The organism is Exiguobacterium indicum HHS 31 (assembly GCF_001939065.1).
Classification (GTDB): Bacteria; Bacillota; Bacilli; order Exiguobacteriales; family Exiguobacteriaceae; genus Exiguobacterium_A; species Exiguobacterium_A indicum.
Genome location: NZ_MPSZ01000001.1, coordinates 842,451 through 858,146 on the forward strand (window position 1 = coordinate 842,451; position 15,696 = coordinate 858,146).

17 protein-coding genes are annotated in these 15,696 nt (G+C 50.1%); 5 read left to right on the plus strand and 12 right to left on the minus strand.

From position 1 onward, the window contains the following. The first annotated feature begins 55 nt into the window (after positions 1-55). The 3 genes from N179_RS04575 to N179_RS04585 all read left to right on the plus strand — a co-directional run bounded on the left by N179_RS04575 (position 56) and on the right by N179_RS04585 (position 2,391). Entirely contained in the window at positions 56-1,060 is a 1,005-nt protein-coding gene (locus tag N179_RS04575) for a helix-turn-helix transcriptional regulator (RefSeq protein ID WP_035397361.1), read from the plus strand. Between the two features lie 159 nt (positions 1,061-1,219). Next, complete coding sequence (locus N179_RS04580) at positions 1,220-1,546, plus strand: hypothetical protein (RefSeq protein WP_023468319.1); 327 nt, start codon at positions 1,220-1,222, stop codon at positions 1,544-1,546. A gap of 326 nt (positions 1,547-1,872) precedes the next feature. Next, complete coding sequence (locus N179_RS04585; RefSeq protein ID WP_052017122.1) at positions 1,873-2,391, plus strand: hypothetical protein; 519 nt, start codon at positions 1,873-1,875, stop codon at positions 2,389-2,391. 69 nt (positions 2,392-2,460) lie between these two features. Here the strand turns inward: N179_RS04585 and N179_RS04590 are convergent, their stop codons facing one another. Beyond that, positions 2,461-3,183, minus strand: coding sequence for an SDR family oxidoreductase (locus N179_RS04590; protein WP_035397359.1), 723 nt, complete (start codon positions 3,181-3,183; stop codon positions 2,461-2,463). Between the two features lie 111 nt (positions 3,184-3,294). Between N179_RS04590 and N179_RS04595 the strand changes: the two genes are divergently transcribed. Next, complete coding sequence (locus tag N179_RS04595) at positions 3,295-3,648, plus strand: winged helix-turn-helix transcriptional regulator (RefSeq protein WP_023468323.1); 354 nt, start codon at positions 3,295-3,297, stop codon at positions 3,646-3,648. Between the two features lie 14 nt (positions 3,649-3,662). On the opposite strand, the gene N179_RS04600 is transcribed toward N179_RS04595, so the two are convergent. From N179_RS04600 to N179_RS04610, 3 genes are read right to left on the minus strand one after another with little or no spacing between them, the layout of a single operon-like run. Next, positions 3,663-4,637, minus strand: coding sequence for a hypothetical protein (locus N179_RS04600; protein ID WP_023468324.1), 975 nt, complete (start codon positions 4,635-4,637; stop codon positions 3,663-3,665). After that, positions 4,634-5,680 carry a DUF58 domain-containing protein gene (locus N179_RS04605; RefSeq protein ID WP_050677947.1) on the minus strand — a complete coding sequence of 349 codons (1,047 nt, stop codon included), beginning with the start codon at positions 5,678-5,680 and terminating at the stop codon, positions 4,634-4,636. The genes N179_RS04600 and N179_RS04605 overlap by 4 nt, the downstream gene beginning before the upstream one ends. A gap of 2 nt (positions 5,681-5,682) precedes the next feature. Then, complete coding sequence (locus N179_RS04610) at positions 5,683-6,591, minus strand: AAA family ATPase (RefSeq protein ID WP_023468326.1); 909 nt, start codon at positions 6,589-6,591, stop codon at positions 5,683-5,685. A gap of 222 nt (positions 6,592-6,813) precedes the next feature. On the opposite strand from N179_RS04610, the gene N179_RS04615 reads away from it, so the two are divergent. Next, complete coding sequence (locus N179_RS04615) at positions 6,814-7,041, plus strand: hypothetical protein (protein WP_075642338.1); 228 nt, start codon at positions 6,814-6,816, stop codon at positions 7,039-7,041. A gap of 33 nt (positions 7,042-7,074) precedes the next feature. Here N179_RS04615 and N179_RS04620 read toward each other — a convergent pair whose 3' ends face one another. From N179_RS04620 to parE, 8 genes are all read right to left on the minus strand, one after another. Continuing rightward, a complete protein-coding gene (locus N179_RS04620; protein ID WP_075642339.1) occupies positions 7,075-7,290 on the minus strand; it encodes a DUF3006 domain-containing protein in 216 nt (71 codons plus the stop codon). A 21-nt stretch (positions 7,291-7,311) separates the two neighbouring features. Continuing rightward, on the minus strand, positions 7,312-8,175 hold the full coding sequence (locus N179_RS04625) for a ComEC/Rec2 family competence protein (RefSeq protein ID WP_244150208.1): 864 nt from the start codon (positions 8,173-8,175) through the stop codon (positions 7,312-7,314). Next, positions 8,169-8,738, minus strand: coding sequence for a histidine phosphatase family protein (locus tag N179_RS04630; RefSeq protein ID WP_023468330.1), 570 nt, complete (start codon positions 8,736-8,738; stop codon positions 8,169-8,171). Before N179_RS04630 ends, N179_RS04625 begins: the two co-directional genes overlap by 7 nt. A 28-nt stretch (positions 8,739-8,766) precedes the next feature. Further along, positions 8,767-9,561 (minus strand): DUF3307 domain-containing protein, encoded by a 795-nt coding sequence (locus tag N179_RS04635; protein ID WP_075642340.1) that lies wholly within the window; start codon positions 9,559-9,561, stop codon positions 8,767-8,769. Further along, complete coding sequence (locus tag N179_RS04640; protein WP_075642341.1) at positions 9,558-10,205, minus strand: hypothetical protein; 648 nt, start codon at positions 10,203-10,205, stop codon at positions 9,558-9,560. The genes N179_RS04635 and N179_RS04640 overlap by 4 nt, the downstream gene beginning before the upstream one ends. Positions 10,206-10,491: 286 nt before the next feature. Then, positions 10,492-10,962 (minus strand): NUDIX domain-containing protein, encoded by a 471-nt coding sequence (locus N179_RS04645; protein WP_231681758.1) that lies wholly within the window; start codon positions 10,960-10,962, stop codon positions 10,492-10,494. Between the two features lie 299 nt (positions 10,963-11,261). After that, the gene (gene parC, locus N179_RS04650; protein WP_075642342.1) at positions 11,262-13,667 is read right to left on the minus strand and encodes a DNA topoisomerase IV subunit A; all 2,406 of its coding nucleotides are present in this window, start codon (positions 13,665-13,667) and stop codon (positions 11,262-11,264) included. Then, positions 13,660-15,630 carry a DNA topoisomerase IV subunit B gene (gene parE, locus N179_RS04655; RefSeq protein ID WP_075642343.1) on the minus strand — a complete coding sequence of 657 codons (1,971 nt, stop codon included), beginning with the start codon at positions 15,628-15,630 and terminating at the stop codon, positions 13,660-13,662. Before parE ends, parC begins: the two co-directional genes overlap by 8 nt. Positions 15,631-15,696 lie beyond the last annotated feature (66 nt).

Consider the following 15,696-nt stretch of genomic DNA (forward strand, 5'->3'; position numbering starts at 1 on the left):
ATGTATACTGTAAAGTATAACCAAACCATTGTGACTTAGGAAATGAGGATGCGTAGTGTCTAACGAAAAATTAACGAACCGTGACCGCTTACTTGCTGTACGAGAAATCTTCGAACGTCAGTCGGATGAAGACCATACGTTGACGCTTGAGCAATTGAGCACGGAACTCTCGAAACGAGGACTGATCGAGAAGCTATCCCGAAAATCGTTGAAGGATGATATTGCGGCACTTGCCAAATCAGGTTTTGACGTCGTGGCGGAAGAGACGAAGAATGGACTTGCCATTCCGTATCATCTCGTCAGTCGTCCCTTTGAGCATCATCAACTCCGATTGCTGGTCGATGCCATCGCCAGTGCGAAGTTTATCTCGGAAAGTGAGACGACGTCGCTCGTTCAGACGATTCAGTCGTTGACGAGTGATAAGATGGCGGAGTCTCTCCAGCCGGTACTACATACTGTCAAAAAACCAAAAGGAATGACGTCGCGCTCGATCGATACGATCCAGAAAGCTATCAGTGATGAGTTCGTCATCAGTTTCCAGTACCAAGGAAAGTTTAACGAACGGACGCGAAAGTTCGAGTTACGGAAAGATGGCGAGCATTACCTCGTTTCTCCGGCTCACCTGTTGATGGATAACGGAAATTACTATTTGATTGGACGTGATGAGCGGATCAAAGAGATTCGGACGTACCGGGTCGACCGAATCGTCAATTGTAAAGCGTTTGAACCGATGGAAGAACCGGTCCATGTCGAGCCGAGTTACTTAAGTAACATGTTCAACATGTATGGGGGAGAGAACGAGCAATTGACGCTTAAATTTCAGGAAAGTCTAATGCCGACCGTCGTCGACCGGTTCGGAACGGATATCCGCTGCCGTCGTCTCGATGACCTCTGGTTCGAAGTCAAGGTCGATGCGCTCTTTTCCGACGGGTTCATGATGTGGCTGATTCAATTCGGCAATCAGGCGGAAATCATTGCACCTGTCGAACGCCGGGAGACATTCAAGAACAAGGTGGCAGGTCTTGCGACGATGTATCAAGTCGAAACACCTGCTCTTTAAGAGTTGAAGCAAGGTTCACTTGACCGTGGATCTTGCTTTTTTTAATTATCGAGAAAAAAACTTTTTGTCGTTTTTTGTCGGATATTCATATTTGAATATTTTAAGCGAATAGTTCCAGTTACTATTAAGGATATCTGATACTTATGTAGGAGGAACGACATGCAACAGATGGAAAAAAGCCAATCAAACGGGATGCGGAAACTAGCTACTTTCCTCTTCTTCGTTTGTCTATCCTATACATCGTGGTACTTATTCTCACTTTTTGTCTTTCATCTCGTGTTTCCAGAAGATGTCGTGACATCCTTAGATATCGTCGTATTCGGATTCAGTCCGGTCGTCGCTCTTGTCGTCACCATCGGCTCGTTACGCTTGATCGAACGACGCATGAAACCTAAATTCACACCGCTTTTATTGATCGGATACATCCTTTCGACAAGTGTGCTGATTTATTACTCACTTGCTAACGAACTTCTGCCCCGACTGTGACTTGCAACTCCCTAACAATTGGCATATGCTACGCTTATAGCTTGCTAGGTAAGGGGGGATACGATGAACGCACAGTATATCCTCGACTGGATGCCGCTCGTGATTCCTGTCGGTGCCATCGTCTTTATTGTCGTCATTGCGCGTAAGGCTTCAAAAATCGATGCTGAAAAGTAAGGAGACTCCATTCAGGGAGTCTTTTTTTATTGGATCCTGTTGTTACTTTATTCGCACGATTTCCCTATTGTGAAAAAACATAATGTCATCCATTTCTATGGTATAAAGGAACTAGGCGAAAGACCTAATATTAGGAAATTATGGAGGGACAGATGAGACAAAGAACCGTCATGACTTTACTTGCACTCAGTTTACTGCTTACCGTATGTATGATGAAAAAAACAACGTTGACGCCAAAGGCCAGTACCATCGATCTCACCATCGCTGTCGTCGGAAAGGCTCCAGTACTTACGCAATCCCCGGACTTCCACTCGATTGATCTGCAGGATATCAAAAGGGATTTACGACGTTACGATGCCGTCATGATCATGCCGGAGTACTTACATCAGGCATCGGGACGTGACTATGCCACCGTCTACCGGAAAGCACAGATTCCGTTTTTCTTCATCGGCTCTCAAAAATCCGTCGAACCGTTTCTTGATCCGAGTCTCTCCTATGAGGAAAGCATCTCGGTGCCGAATCCGACGTTTGCGGCTGGTATGCTCTATGACGATACACAAGAGACGACCTGGTTGTTCGGTGAGGGGATCGAACGACCGAATCGTTCAGAGCAACTGAAGATCTATCAATCAATCTTTCAAACGATTGAACAGAGTCACCTAATAAAGTAACGCTTACATGAAAACAGACCGAAGCGCTCGGAAGTACATCCATTTCCGAGCGCTTCGGTCTATTATTCGTCAATCGACTTGTTTCGTCGGGGCTAAGACGATTTCTCGAATATTGACGTGTTGTGGTTGCTCGAAGGCGAATAAGACGGTGTCCGCGACGACTTGCGGATCGAGACCACCGTCAATCGACTGTTTCCATTCGTTGTAGCCGTCCTTGATCGCGTCACTTGTCGTATGACCGAGTAATTCCGTCTCGACGACTCCTGGTGCGATCGTCATGACGCGGACACCGTGAGAGGCGACTTCACCCCGGACGTTCTCACTCATCGCGTGGACGGCGAATTTCGTGCCGACGTATGCGGCGTGGTCGGCGAACGTCTTTTTACCGGCAATCGAACTGATATTGATGATCGTACCGGTCTTCCGCTCTACCATCGAGGGAAGGACGGCTTGCATCCCGTGTAAGACACCGAGCGCATTGACGTCAAACATCTCTTCCCATTCTTCCGCTCCTTGCGTCTCGATTTGACCGAGTAACATCCGTCCTGCATTGTTGATGATCGCTTCGACCGGTCCGAACGCTTCCGTCGCGTCTGCTAAAGCAGCATCGAGGGCAACTCGGTCGGTGGCTGCGACTTGGCGAATCAAGACATCGTCTGAAGCAAGGCTCGCCAGACGGTCAATCCGTCGTCCGAGCAATAAGACGCGGTACCCTTTCTGAATGAACGTTCGCGCAATCGCATGCCCGATTCCTGACGTGGCACCTGTGATGGCAATGAATCCTGTTTTCATGATATCGTCTCCTTATTTGATATGATAGATTGAAGATAACAGAGGGAAACCAATCCGAGAAGTACGCACTTTTAGGTCAGTCGGTTACCTTTTGGTAAGGGAGGGGACGGTATGCCGTATCTAAATGAGTTCGATGCGACGATGCGTCAGATTCAAGGCAAGTGGAAAGTGATGATCTTGTACGAGCTGCACGAAGAAGGGACAGTACGTTTTAATACACTGGAGCGTTATATCCAGGACGTCTCACCAAAGACGCTGACGCAACAGTTGAAACAACTCGAACAAGATGGCTTGATTACACGGACCGTTTACCCGGAGATTCCACCCCGCGTCGAATATGCCTTGAGCGAAAAAGGAATCTCTTTGATTCCCTTACTTGATGCGATTTGCGACTGGGGTCTTGCGACGACACCACGCAACCAATTGATGCGCACGTTATGCGACGAGGAAGCCCCCGCTCCATGAGCAGGGGCTTTTTGTTAACGTTCGATTTGTTCCCGTACTTGACGGCGGAACGTCTGGATGTCGTAAGCTGGTTCACTTGGACTGAACTCGATTCCGTCAATCAGACGCGCGTTTGGTGACGCATCCGGGAACTCGATCCGTGTCAGCCATTCAAGCGTCGTCTCTTCATGGCGTCTTGGGAAAGCTTGCTCGAGTTGAGAGGCAATCTTCAGAAGCGGATGATGACTATGCCGCTTTGGCGCATGCGCCCGTACCTGCTTGGAGTGCTTGACGGTTTGTTCTCTTTCGATTGCTATGACTTTTCGCTTCCGGATGACATAAAGCGTAACCGCAACTAAGATCACGGTCAGAAGCGTCGTTGCGATCCAAATCCAATCCGGTGTTCCTGCCTGGACGGCAGCTTGATCCACGTCTTGAACACCTTTGATATTCTTTAGCCCCATTGCCCGGTTCGTCATCGTGTCCGCTTCTCGACCAAGTGGTTCCGTCCAAAGGAATAATGAACCGAATGCTTCAAATAGCGGACGAATCGCACTCGTGACGGATCCGACGAGCGCTTCTTTCGTGAGCCGGAAGACGACAGCGATGATCAGCCCCGCGCTGAGGACTAACGCGATCGTCGGTAAGATACGCCGCCATTCTGTCATGTACGTGACGACGAATGGATACGCAATGACGAAGACCAAAATTAAAAATGCGCCAATCGGTGGTGTCACTCCTGGGAACAATACCATCACGACGCCGATGACCATCGCACTCGTAGCGTATCGCCACGGCGAATCGACCGTATCAAGAAACGCGGTCCAGGCGACGAAGACGAGCGCTAAGACGCTAGCTACGGGAGAGAGGAAATATAAGGACCCCGCTACGAGTAGCTGTAATCCGATGCGAAGCGAACGATGCGGCACGAAGGCAAGTGCCGGAAGAGCGAGCGCGAGATAGAACGGAACCGGTAACAGACTCGCAAGGAATATCCACCAGAGAATCATGCGCTCACTCCTTTCTGCCGGTGACCGAGATGGATCTCCGCCGTCGTCGACGGTACACTACGTTGCAATCGTTTCGTGAAGTACCGGCGTTCGAGCGGTAGATCGTATTCGGAAATCCGAGCAAGGCATTCCATCGTCCGTAGGAATTGATGTTTTCCCATACCAGACGGAACATGGTACCACTGCCCGGATCGGTTGACCATCGAAATCCAGAGGCTGTAGGAAGCCCCTTGTTTCTCGAGTTCACGGATGATCGTCGCGGCACGCGATAATAGTTTCTCGAAGTCCGAGCGGAGAGCGAGTCCGTCTGCGGACAAGCCATCGACGATGACGGCATAATCATGGTTACGTTTCCGGTCATATTGATACGAGTACAGTTCATTCGTCTTCGCATAAGCGGACCAGTAGATCGACTTCGCATCTCCGGAGTAGGGAACGACGGAGTGGAAACTCGAGCGATCGGTGAACGGACTCGAGCGATCAATCGTCTCACCGGGAATCATCCGTTCATTCCACTCGACCGACGCTGGTGCAAAGTCAGGGAAGACGTGACCCAGCTCTTGGATATCAAGCGTCACATAGATTGTGATCAAATGAAACGGATCCGAGATCATGACGTCAAACGACTGAATCCGAATCGTTCCCCGGTGAGCGGCAATGACATCGATTGAAAACGGCACAATCGTCTGTTTGCTGACATATAAGTGTTGACGCCAAAATTGACTACTCGCATCAGGAAGCTTGATCTGATCCCCGAGCAAGCCAGAAATCGTGATGCGACCGAGTGGTAACTTCGTTGGGTTCGATAACTCGAACGGTATCTGGATCGTTTCCTCTCGAAAAGCGCGAACGGTCTCAAGGAGGCGGACGCGAATCCGCTTCGCAACGTATTCGAGATAATACGGCATCACCCAGCCATATAATGTATAGGCGAGTAATAAAGCCGCAATCCAGACAGGACCATAGAGACCGACGATGACGCCGCTTGCACCTGTCATCGTAAGAATGATGAGGTTAAAGCCTTTTGGTATGATCAATTGCATGATTACACCTCAGTTGGAACAGTGAGTGAATCGAGGACTTGCTCGACGAGACGTTCGTTCGATAGCTTCAGCGTCGCTTCGAGCGTCAAGACGAGACGGTGGGCAAGCAATGGCGTCGCCAAGTGCTTGACGTCCTCTGGTGTGACGTACGTCCGCTCCTGCATCCAGGCCCGTGCTTTCGCGGCTTTTAAGAGTGCGAGCGTCGCTCGTGGACTCGGTCCAATCTCAACGTCACGATGGGCGCGGAGTGCGTCACAGACATCGAGTAAGTAGTTTTCGACGCTATCTTCGATCGAGACGGCGATGACTTCCTCTTTCCAGTCATTGAGTTGTTCGAGCGGAATCTGTAGTTCGGCTGCTGTTAAGTGTGCTCCACGTAATAATGCCTTCTCCGCCTGACGTGTCAGCGGAGCGAACGACAACTTGAACAAGAAACGGTCGAGTTGGGCATGCGGCAGTGGGAATGTGCCGTGTCCATCGAATGGATTTTGTGTCGCGATGACAAGAAAGTGTTGCGGTAACGTATAGGAGGTATCCCCGATCGTCACTTGTCCTTCCGCCATTGCCTCGAGCAATGCTGACTGTGTCCGTGGCGTCGTCCGGTTAATCTCATCGACGAGGACGATGTTCGCAAACAGCGGACCAAACCGTTGTTCGAACGATCCTGTCAGCGGGTTGAACAGCTCCATCCCAAGTAGATCGGTCGGTAACGTATCCGCTGTACATTGAATACGTGAGAACTTCGCTTCGAGTGTCTGCGCTAGTGCTTTTGCTAGTGTCGTCTTACCGGTCCCCGGACGGTCTTCGAGCAACACATGACCTTCTGCGAGCAAGCCCATCAATAAATGATCAATCACATCGTCCTGACCAAGGACAGATTGTTTGAGTGATGTACGTAACGTTTGAAACATAGATGATTCCCCCTTTAAGATGCATCGTATTTCTAAAGTGTACGAAAATTCAGAAAAAACTGCTAGTGATTTTCCAGGAATCACGCATAAAGAAATACGTCTATCTTTTATACTACCAGTTTCATCCAAAAGTTTCGTGAAATATCAAAAAAATTGAAACAGGATTATGAAGTTACTTAGCGAATAGAAGGATATAGTCATTGGAATAGGGAGGATGGACAGATGAAACTACATACTACCGAATCGAACTCTACTCTAAACCAGCAACAGAACGTTGCTCACAGTCCTATCGACGAGTATCAACGGATTGTTGCTGGAGGACCTCCGAATCGCCGAGCCTTTGCCGCGATTCGTCGGCTCCCATTCGCATTACGTTTGCTGACGTATACGATCGGTTCCTTATTCACAGCAGGCATCCTCGCTGGACTCGTCATCAGTCTACTCGGTTAAAAAAGACTCCCTCAGCATTCCGAGGGAGTCTCGTCATTCTTCAAAGAGATCATCCATCAACTCGGAGATCTCTTTTTTACGTGCGTTCGTCTCATCGTGTAAGATCCGAATCGAACGTCCGGTCCAGTCAAGTCGGTCGCCGATCGTTGCCTGGCGCGGTAAACGACTTTTCGGTAACGTGATTGTCTCGCGTTCGTCGGTTTCGCAAATCGCTAGATCGTCTTCAAAATCTGCTAGGGTCAATCGCATCTGATGCACCTCCACGTCTCGTTATTCCGGTCGTAAATCGGTCCGGTTCGATTCCTTGATGCCGTCACCGGTCGAAATATACTGAATCGTTCCACTTTGATCGGTCCGGTCAATCGTAATCCGTTCTGCTTTCAGTTCCTGTAAAACGGAGGGACGTGGGTGACGATAAGCATTATCCTGCCCGGCTGAGATCAAGGCTCGCTTCGGATCAACGGCTTGTAGGAAGGGCAGGGAGGACGATGTGTCTGCTCCGTGATGCCCAAGCTTCAAGACATCGGCGCTAAGATCGGCATCCGACTCGAGCAATTGTCGTTCCGTCCGGATCGGAGCGTCACCCATGAAGAGGAACCGGTCCTGTCCATGTTCGACCCGCAGAACGGCACTCCAACTGTTGAGATCCTGCGTTCCGTCCGTTAGGGGCGCAAGGAACGTAAAGCGTGCGGCTTCACTCGGTATCTCAAGACCCGCTTTGACGGCTTTAATTGTCACCCCTTCGCGTTTGACGGCTAGAAGGAAATCGCGGTATGTCTCTGTCGTATGCGTGACACGCGGGGCATAGACGCTATCGACTGGAAAGGCATCGAGGACGGTATCGAGTCCACCGATATGATCGGCGTCCGGATGTGTCGCGATGACTGCTGTTAAGCGTTTGACACCCAATTCTTGCAGGTAGCGGACGACATCCTCGCCTTTACCGTTATTCCCGCCGTCAATCAAGATCGCGTCTTCATTCGTCCGAATGAACGTACTATCCCCTTGACCGACATCAAAACCATAGACCTCTATTTGTCCTGTGGTTGGGGCAGGGGGCTCTTCATCCCGGGTCATGTAGAAGATGACGATCAGGCAGAGTGCTAACAGAATCGTTGATCCCCATTTCAACATGTCGGTTCCTCTTTCTCGAACAGATAGAGCATACCGTTGCGCGGATGACCGAACCGGGGTCCGCGATAACCACGACGCTTCAAGGCAGCCCGCATCAGAATCATCATGCCGCCGTGACCGACGAGCAATACTCGTTCATCGTCCTCGAACATCAATTGATTCAATAGGACCTCAATCCGTTCATTCGCTTCCTTGATCTCCGCTTGAATCCGTTTGCTGAACGGGGCTGCGAGTCGACCGAGGACCGCCCAGCCAAGAAACGGTAACCGTAGATTCGACTGAATCGTCGGAAACGGTACTTCCCGTAGTAGATCCGTCACGATGATCTCTTTATCGTAGACACTCTTCGCCGTCTGGACGGCGCGTGGCATGCTACTGGCATAACAGACTGTCCAGTCGATCTGACCGAGCTCGACCGGTTGAATATCGATGTCTGACGTATCATACCGTTCAATCCATTTTTCAATATCGCTGGCGCTGATCCAGCCTTTCGTCGGGTATCCTTCCGTCACCCGGTGATGTCTCACTAATCCAATTTGTTTCATACTTCGTGCGACGGTCAAGACCGTCTCCCTCACTTTCATTCATCGTTTAGAGTGCGACGCGAATCGCGAGTCCGCATAAAATCGCACCTAAGATACTGAGCAAGCTCCCGATGATGTAATATTCCGCAAAGCGGCGATCTTCAAACTGTTTAAAACGGGCCAGTGCCTTCAAGGCAATGATGAAGCCGATCGCTCCGGTTGCGTTCGTGACGACGAGCAGGGTAATGATTGCCCGTTCGACGAGACCGATATAACGCCCGATTCCGTTTAATTCCGTCGTATAACTGCGCGCAGAATCTTCGACTTCATGTGTGACGGTCCGTGAGACGCCGTCGAGTTGCTCCTTACGTGTCACTTTTCGCTCGAAATGCGCTTCGATCAAGCGCGGAGCAAATGGTGCGAGCATTAAAGCAATCCCGTGACCGAGTAACTCCGTCGTCACTAAACTAAAGCACAGAATCCAGAGGACCTGCTCGGGTCGTGAGAACGACAACGACCAATCGATCGGGATGAATATCCATGTCAAAGCGATGATGGCAGCGATATGTAACGCTTGATCGATCCAGTACGCCGCCGCTTGCTTGACGCGACGTTTGAGCGGGGAGGCATCGAGTAGGGCGTGAAACACGAGAATACTTCCTCCAAGCCATCCGGCGATGTCGATGGTTAATACCCCTCGGATGACGAAGAACGCAAGGACAAGTAGCATCAGAGCCGCATGAACGGCAAGATGTTGGAATAAGATCCGTTGGTGTCGGTGTTTCAGTAGCGCCATCCGTCTCGTCTGTAATGGAAAATCAGCAAGTAGGTGGACAAGTATAAGGCTAAGTAAGATGGTCACCGAATCGCCTCCCAGACTTGGAATTGCTCCAGTGCCTGTGTCAAGGCAGCTTCAAGACGCTTCCGTTGCTTACGCTGCGAGCGGGAAACGAGTTTTGCGACATTCGCGCGGGCATCTTGTTCTTTAAAACCCATCTTCAGACCGATCTCTTCATACGTATCATCTGGATATTGATCCATCAACCGGTGCAGTTCAATCTGACGGTCCGTCTTCCCGAAATACGCCGGATAAAGCATCTCGAGATAGCCATTCAGCAGGGCGGTCGGTAAGTAGGGCGGTCCAGCAAAGGCGATCTGTGACGGAAGCGTCTTCGCCAATTCCTGTGCTTCAAAGGCATGAATGATCGCACTGCCATTGGCTTCTTCAGCTTGGGTCGTTGAAATCGTCTCATATTGACCAAATCCGATCCCGATGTAACCTGGTAATTCTTGATTCAATAAGTGCAGCATGACCGGATAACTGACCGGATAATCCGCAAATACCGCCAGTAAGCTATCACCGGATTTGATTTGGAACGGAACGATACTCGTAGGAAATGCCGTATTCAGATTGTTCGCGAGTTCTCGGAGCGCTTGAAGTAATGCTTCTTTGCTCGGATAGTCGCGGGAGCCTTTGACATCAAACGACAAGGCAACAGCTTGCATGACGATTCCTCCTGTTCATTTGTTGCCACAATCATGGAAACATTTGATTTGTTACCGTTAAAAAGGTAACATTCGCGGTGTTACTGTTATTAGAGTAACAAAGAATGAGGAGGAAGACCAACAGGACGATAGACCGATTTTTACACGACAGGGGGAATAGATGAATCTGACTAAAAGATCATTTTTTTATTCAAGTTAACATAACATATATTATCAATAGTTATAAGATTTCGTCTCATAATCAGGGTAAACTTAAGATAGTGAGACAAAACAAAAAAACACGGAATTAACCGTGTTTTCGACAATCATACGGACGTGTCCGTTCCAATCGATGAATCAAACGATCCAGGAATATATGATGGCGGCGTTCAAGTTGCGTGATCCGATCAAGTGGCAACCACGCGAAATCAAAGAAATCACCGCAATCCTGACCGTCACCAGCCACACAATGCGTCCAGCGGTTCTCTTGGCATTCGATGTGCGCATGGTAGAAATACGTGTAATGCACCCGCATTCGCTCCGGATAGCGCATCTCTTCTTCGCCGATGTACTGGACGGATGCTAACGAGAGACCACTTTCCTCAAGCGTCTCACGGACAGCCGCTTCTTTTGCGATTTCAGCATCTTCGATCGTACCTGCGGGGATCTGCCAATCACTCTCAGGAGCCGATTGTGGATGAAAAACAAGTAGTTCCCATCCGTTAGGTTTTTCCCGAGTGATATAGATTGCTACTTTTTCGCGACGTCTGAATTTCATCTTCATCACCTCTCCAAGGTCGGCAGATTGCACAACAAGCAGCTAAAGGGACGGTCCCGTAGCTGCTTGATCAATTGACGCTATAAGCAAAGCTGCGGAGACGCGTGACCCGACGCTTGTTCGTGACGAATCGTGACCTGACTATTTCTTCTATTGTAGCCGTTATTGGTCAGTGTTTCAATTTGTAAACGATATTTATAGCGATAAATCTCAAAATTCCGAGCATTCGTCTCAAAATTCCCCCCTCTCCTGCCCCGCTAGATCTAAAAAAGCTCCCCCGTTATCGGAGGAGCCTCGTCTTATCGTGTATACCAGTCGAGTAAGGGACCGAATTTCTCTTCATCGTAGGCAAATGAACCGTTCGATAAGCGGTCGAGGAACGATAACGAACCGATCTGGATCGTTTTTTCCTGCTCTTTTCCGCTGAGGACCAATTCTTTCGCTTGTGTGACGTCGATCAATGCTGCGACTTGGTGTGGTTTCGATTTCAAGTCACGGAGCAACTGTAAGCCGCGGAGCGCACGGCTCGAGACTTGGAACTGATCCGCGAGACGCATCTTCTTCAAGGCACCCCGTTGCGTCAAGAGGACGATCTGTGGTGCTTCCTTGAAGCCAATTGCACCCGCGACGACATCCTGATCCTTCAGGTTGATCGCTTTAACACCAGCTGCCCGGACACCAACGACAGGAACGTCATCTTCTGTGAACCAGAGCCCGAAACCGTTCTGTGTCGCAAGGAACAGTTCCGTTTGACCTGTTGAGACCTGAGCATACAAGACTTCGTCGTCTGCCTTCAAACGGACACCTTGAAGTGGTTTTGACTTCCGCTGGGCGTTGTAGTCACTCAGTTTCGAGCGTTTGACCATCCCTTGACGAGTCACGAACAAGCAATGCTGTGCTTCGTCGAACGAGCGGACGAGATCCGCTGAGAGAACTCGGTCACCCGGTTCGAGTGGGACGAGGTTCGCGACGTGTTGACCGACATCCTTCCATTTCGTATCCGGTAATTGGTGGACCGGAATCAGCAAGTAATTCCCGCGAACGGTCCAGACGATCAAGTGGTCGGTCGTCATCGCTTGCCCTTGGAGCAACGGACGATCCTGTTCCTTCAAGTCCGGCAAGTCGTTCGAGGCACCGAATGAACGAAGCGACGAACGTTTGACGTAACCGTTTTTCGACAGGAAAACCATCGTTTCTTCGACAGCAATCATGACTTCCGTCTTCAGCTTCAGTTCTTCAACTTCCGCTTCGATCGTCGAGCGACGTTTGTCCGCGACTTGTTCCTTCAAGACTGTCAATTCCTTGATGATGAGACGATTCCGTGTCTTTTCATCGTTAAGGATCTTCTCAAGACGAGCGATTTCCTTCTCGAGTTTCGCAGCTTCTTCCTGCAACTCGACGATATCGGTATTCGTTAACCGGTACAGCTGGAGCATAACGACGGCTTCCGCTTGGCGATCCGTAAAGTTGAAGCGCGTGATCAGCTTCTCCTTCGCGTCTGCTTTGTTCGACGCAGATCGGATCAAGGCAAGTGTCTCATCGAGGACAGAGATCGCTGTCATCAAGGCAGAAACGACTTCCTGACGGCGTTTCGCTTGTTCGAGATCAAACGCTGTCCGGCGGATGACGACTTCCTTGACGTGTGCAAGATACGCATCAAGTAGTGTCAAGACGCCCATTTGCCGCGGTGTCCGTTCATGGATCGCGACCATGTTGTAGTTATAGGCGATTTGTAAGTCAGTCTGTTTGAGGTAGAAGTGTAAGACACCTTCTGCGTCCGCTTCCTTCTTCAACTCGATGACGACCCGTAAGCCGTCGCGGTCGGTCTCATCACGGACTTCAGCGACACCTTCGACCTTTTTATCAAGACGGAGTTCTTCCATCCGTTTAACGAGATTCGCTTTATTGACCTCATACGGGAGCTCCGTGATGACGATTTGCTGACGACCACCCCGCAGTGTCTCAATCGTTGAGCGCGAGCGGATGATGACTTTCCCGCGTCCTGTCTCGAACGCCTTCTTGATGCCGTCAAGCCCTTGAACGACACCACCAGTCGGGAAATCAGGACCTTGCATGTGCGTCAACAAGTCATCGACGTTCTGGACCGTACCGGAAATCCGACCGATTGCAGCATCGAGGACTTCTCCCGCGTGGTGCGGTGGAATCTCGGTTGCGTAACCGGCGGAAATCCCCGTCGAACCGTTCATCAGCAAGTTCGGCAGGAGTGACGGTAAGACGAGTGGTTCTTCCGTCGTATCATCGAAGTTCAGCGTGTAATCGACGGTCTGTTTGTTGATCCCGTCGAGAATCAAGCTCGAGACTTTCGAAAGACGAGCTTCCGTATACCGCATTGCTGCCGCGCTATCGCCGTCGATTGACCCATTATTCCCTTGCATATCGATCAGCGGGTAACGGAGTTTCCACTCTTGGCTCAAGCGGACCATTGCTTCATAGACCGATGAATCACCGTGCGGGTGATAGTTACCGATGACGACACCGACCGTCTTCGCTGATTTCCGGTAAGCCCGGTCGAACAGGTTGCCTTCCGTATGCATCGCATACAAAATCCGGCGTTGAACCGGTTTCAGACCATCCCGGGCATCCGGTAAGGCACGATCTTGGATGATATATTTCGAATAACGACCAAACCGGTCGCCGACGACTTGCTCGAGCGACAGGTTCAGGATGTTTTGTAGATTAGACATGTTCGTTCACACTCTCTTTCGTCACGTGCTCATTCTCGATGATCGAGAGGTCTTCCGCGAGACCAAAGGCGACATTGTCCTCGATCCACGTTCGGCGGTGCCCAACGTTATCGCCCATTAAGACCGAGACACGTTTTTCCGCAACAGCAGCATCGTCGATCGTGACCCGAATCAATGTCCGTGTCTCGGGATCCATCGTTGTTTCCCAGAGCTGTGGTGCATTCATCTCCCCAAGTCCTTTGTAACGTTGGATCATATAACCTTTACCGAATTTCTTCGTCGTTTTCTTGAGTGTCTCTTCGTCCCAGACATATTCAAATTTCTCCGATTTGCCTTTCCCTTTTGATACACGATAGAGCGGTGGTAAGGCAACGAAAACCTTCCCAGCGTCGATCAACGGACGCATGTAGCGGAAGAAGAACGTCAATAGCAAGACTTGGATATGCGCGCCATCGGTATCGGCATCCGTCATGATGATGACTTTGTCGAAATTACAATCCGACAAGTCAAAATCGGCTCCGACACCGCCACCAATCGCATGAATGATCGTATTGATCTCTTCATTTTTCATGATGTCAGTGAGTTTCGCTTTTTCCGTGTTCAAGACCTTACCACGGAGTGGAAGAATCGCTTGGAACGTCCGGTTTCGTCCTTGTTTCGCAGAACCACCGGCAGAATCACCCTCGACGAGGAACAATTCATTCTTGTCTGCGTTTTTCGAAGCAGCAGGTGTCAGTTTTCCGTTCAAGATGCTCGAACGTTTCTTCTTTTTCCCATTTCGTGCTTCTTCGCGGGCTTTGCGTGCTGCTTCACGAGCTTGCGCTGCGCGGATCGCTTTTTTGATCAACAGCGTCGCCGTTTGCGGGTTCTCTTCCAAGTACGTCGAGAGACGACGACTGATGACAGCGTCACAGCTCGTCCGCGCCTCCGGTGAACCGAGTTTCGACTTCGTTTGTCCTTCGAACTGAAGGAATTCTTCCGGAATTCGGATCGAGACGATCATCGTCAACCCTTCGCGGATATCATTTCCGTCAAGGTTCTTATCCTTTTCCTTCAAGAGCGTGTTCTTTCGGGCATATTCATTCATGACCCGTGTCATCGCCGTCTTCGCGCCAACTTCGTGTGTTCCACCGTCGCGTGTCCGGACGTTGTTGACGAACGAAAGGACGTTTTCCGAGTACGCATCCGTGAACTGGAAGGCGATATCGACTTCGATCTCGTTTTCCGTTCCTTCGAACGCGACCGTCGGATGAAGCGTATCTTTATCATCGTTCAAGTACTGGACGAATTCGCTGACACCGTCTTGGTACTGGAAGATATCTTGTTTATCAGACCGTTCGTCCGTCAGCGTAATTTTCAGACCTTTCAGCAAGAAAGCGGATTCGCGTAAGCGTTCTGCGAGCGTATCGTAGTTGTATGTCAACGTACTGAAGATCGAGCCATCTGGTTTAAAGTAAACGCTCGTTCCTTTTTGACGCGTCGTACCCGTTTCAAGCAACGTCGTCTTCGGCATCCCACCGTTTTCAAACGTTTGCTCATATTGTTTCCCGTCACGGAAGATCGTTACTTTCAAATCCGTTGATAAGGCGTTAACGACCGACGCCCCGACGCCGTGTAAGCCACCGGACGTCTTATAGCCACCTTGACCGAACTTACCGCCAGCGTGAAGGACCGTGAAGATGACTTCAGCAGTCGGCTTTCCCGATGCATGCATCCCCGTTGGCATCCCACGTCCATGGTCACGGACGGTGATTGCATTATCTTTATGAATCGTGACGTCAATTTGTTCCCCGAATCCTGCAAGTGCCTCATCGATTGCGTTATCGACGATCTCGTAGACGAGATGGTGAAGTCCACGGTGATCGGTTGAACCGATATACATACCTGGGCGCTTCCGGACTGCTTCGAGTCCTTCGAGCACCTGTATGGCATCATCATTGTAGTTATTTAAGTCTGTCGCCATTCATTTCACCTCAAAATTCGAAATTACGACGTCGTTTTTACAAACGTTCGTTCGTTATTTCGAGTA

Excerpts from the sequence above, each read along its gene's own strand:
- N179_RS04585 (WP_052017122.1), top strand. The coding sequence starts at position 1,873 with ATGAGACAAAGAACCGTCATGACTTTACTTGCACTCAGTTTACTGCTT.
- parE (WP_075642343.1), bottom strand. The coding sequence starts at position 15,630 with ATGGCGACAGACTTAAATAACTACAATGATGATGCCATACAGGTGCTC.
- N179_RS04620 (WP_075642339.1), bottom strand. The coding sequence starts at position 7,290 with ATGCGATTGACCCTAGCAGATTTTGAAGACGATCTAGCGATTTGCGAA.
- N179_RS04625 (WP_244150208.1), bottom strand. The coding sequence starts at position 8,175 with ATGTTGAAATGGGGATCAACGATTCTGTTAGCACTCTGCCTGATCGTC.
- N179_RS04595 (WP_023468323.1), top strand. The coding sequence starts at position 3,295 with ATGCCGTATCTAAATGAGTTCGATGCGACGATGCGTCAGATTCAAGGC.
- N179_RS04640 (WP_075642341.1), bottom strand. The coding sequence starts at position 10,205 with ATGCAAGCTGTTGCCTTGTCGTTTGATGTCAAAGGCTCCCGCGACTAT.
- N179_RS04580 (WP_023468319.1), top strand. The coding sequence starts at position 1,220 with ATGCAACAGATGGAAAAAAGCCAATCAAACGGGATGCGGAAACTAGCT.
- N179_RS04600 (WP_023468324.1), bottom strand. The coding sequence starts at position 4,637 with ATGATTCTCTGGTGGATATTCCTTGCGAGTCTGTTACCGGTTCCGTTC.
- N179_RS04615 (WP_075642338.1), top strand. The coding sequence starts at position 6,814 with ATGAAACTACATACTACCGAATCGAACTCTACTCTAAACCAGCAACAG.
- parC (WP_075642342.1), bottom strand. The coding sequence starts at position 13,667 with ATGTCTAATCTACAAAACATCCTGAACCTGTCGCTCGAGCAAGTCGTC.
- N179_RS04605 (WP_050677947.1), bottom strand. The coding sequence starts at position 5,680 with ATGCAATTGATCATACCAAAAGGCTTTAACCTCATCATTCTTACGATG.
- N179_RS04645 (WP_231681758.1), bottom strand. The coding sequence starts at position 10,962 with ATGAAATTCAGACGTCGCGAAAAAGTAGCAATCTATATCACTCGGGAA.
- N179_RS04610 (WP_023468326.1), bottom strand. The coding sequence starts at position 6,591 with ATGTTTCAAACGTTACGTACATCACTCAAACAATCTGTCCTTGGTCAG.
- N179_RS04590 (WP_035397359.1), bottom strand. The coding sequence starts at position 3,183 with ATGAAAACAGGATTCATTGCCATCACAGGTGCCACGTCAGGAATCGGG.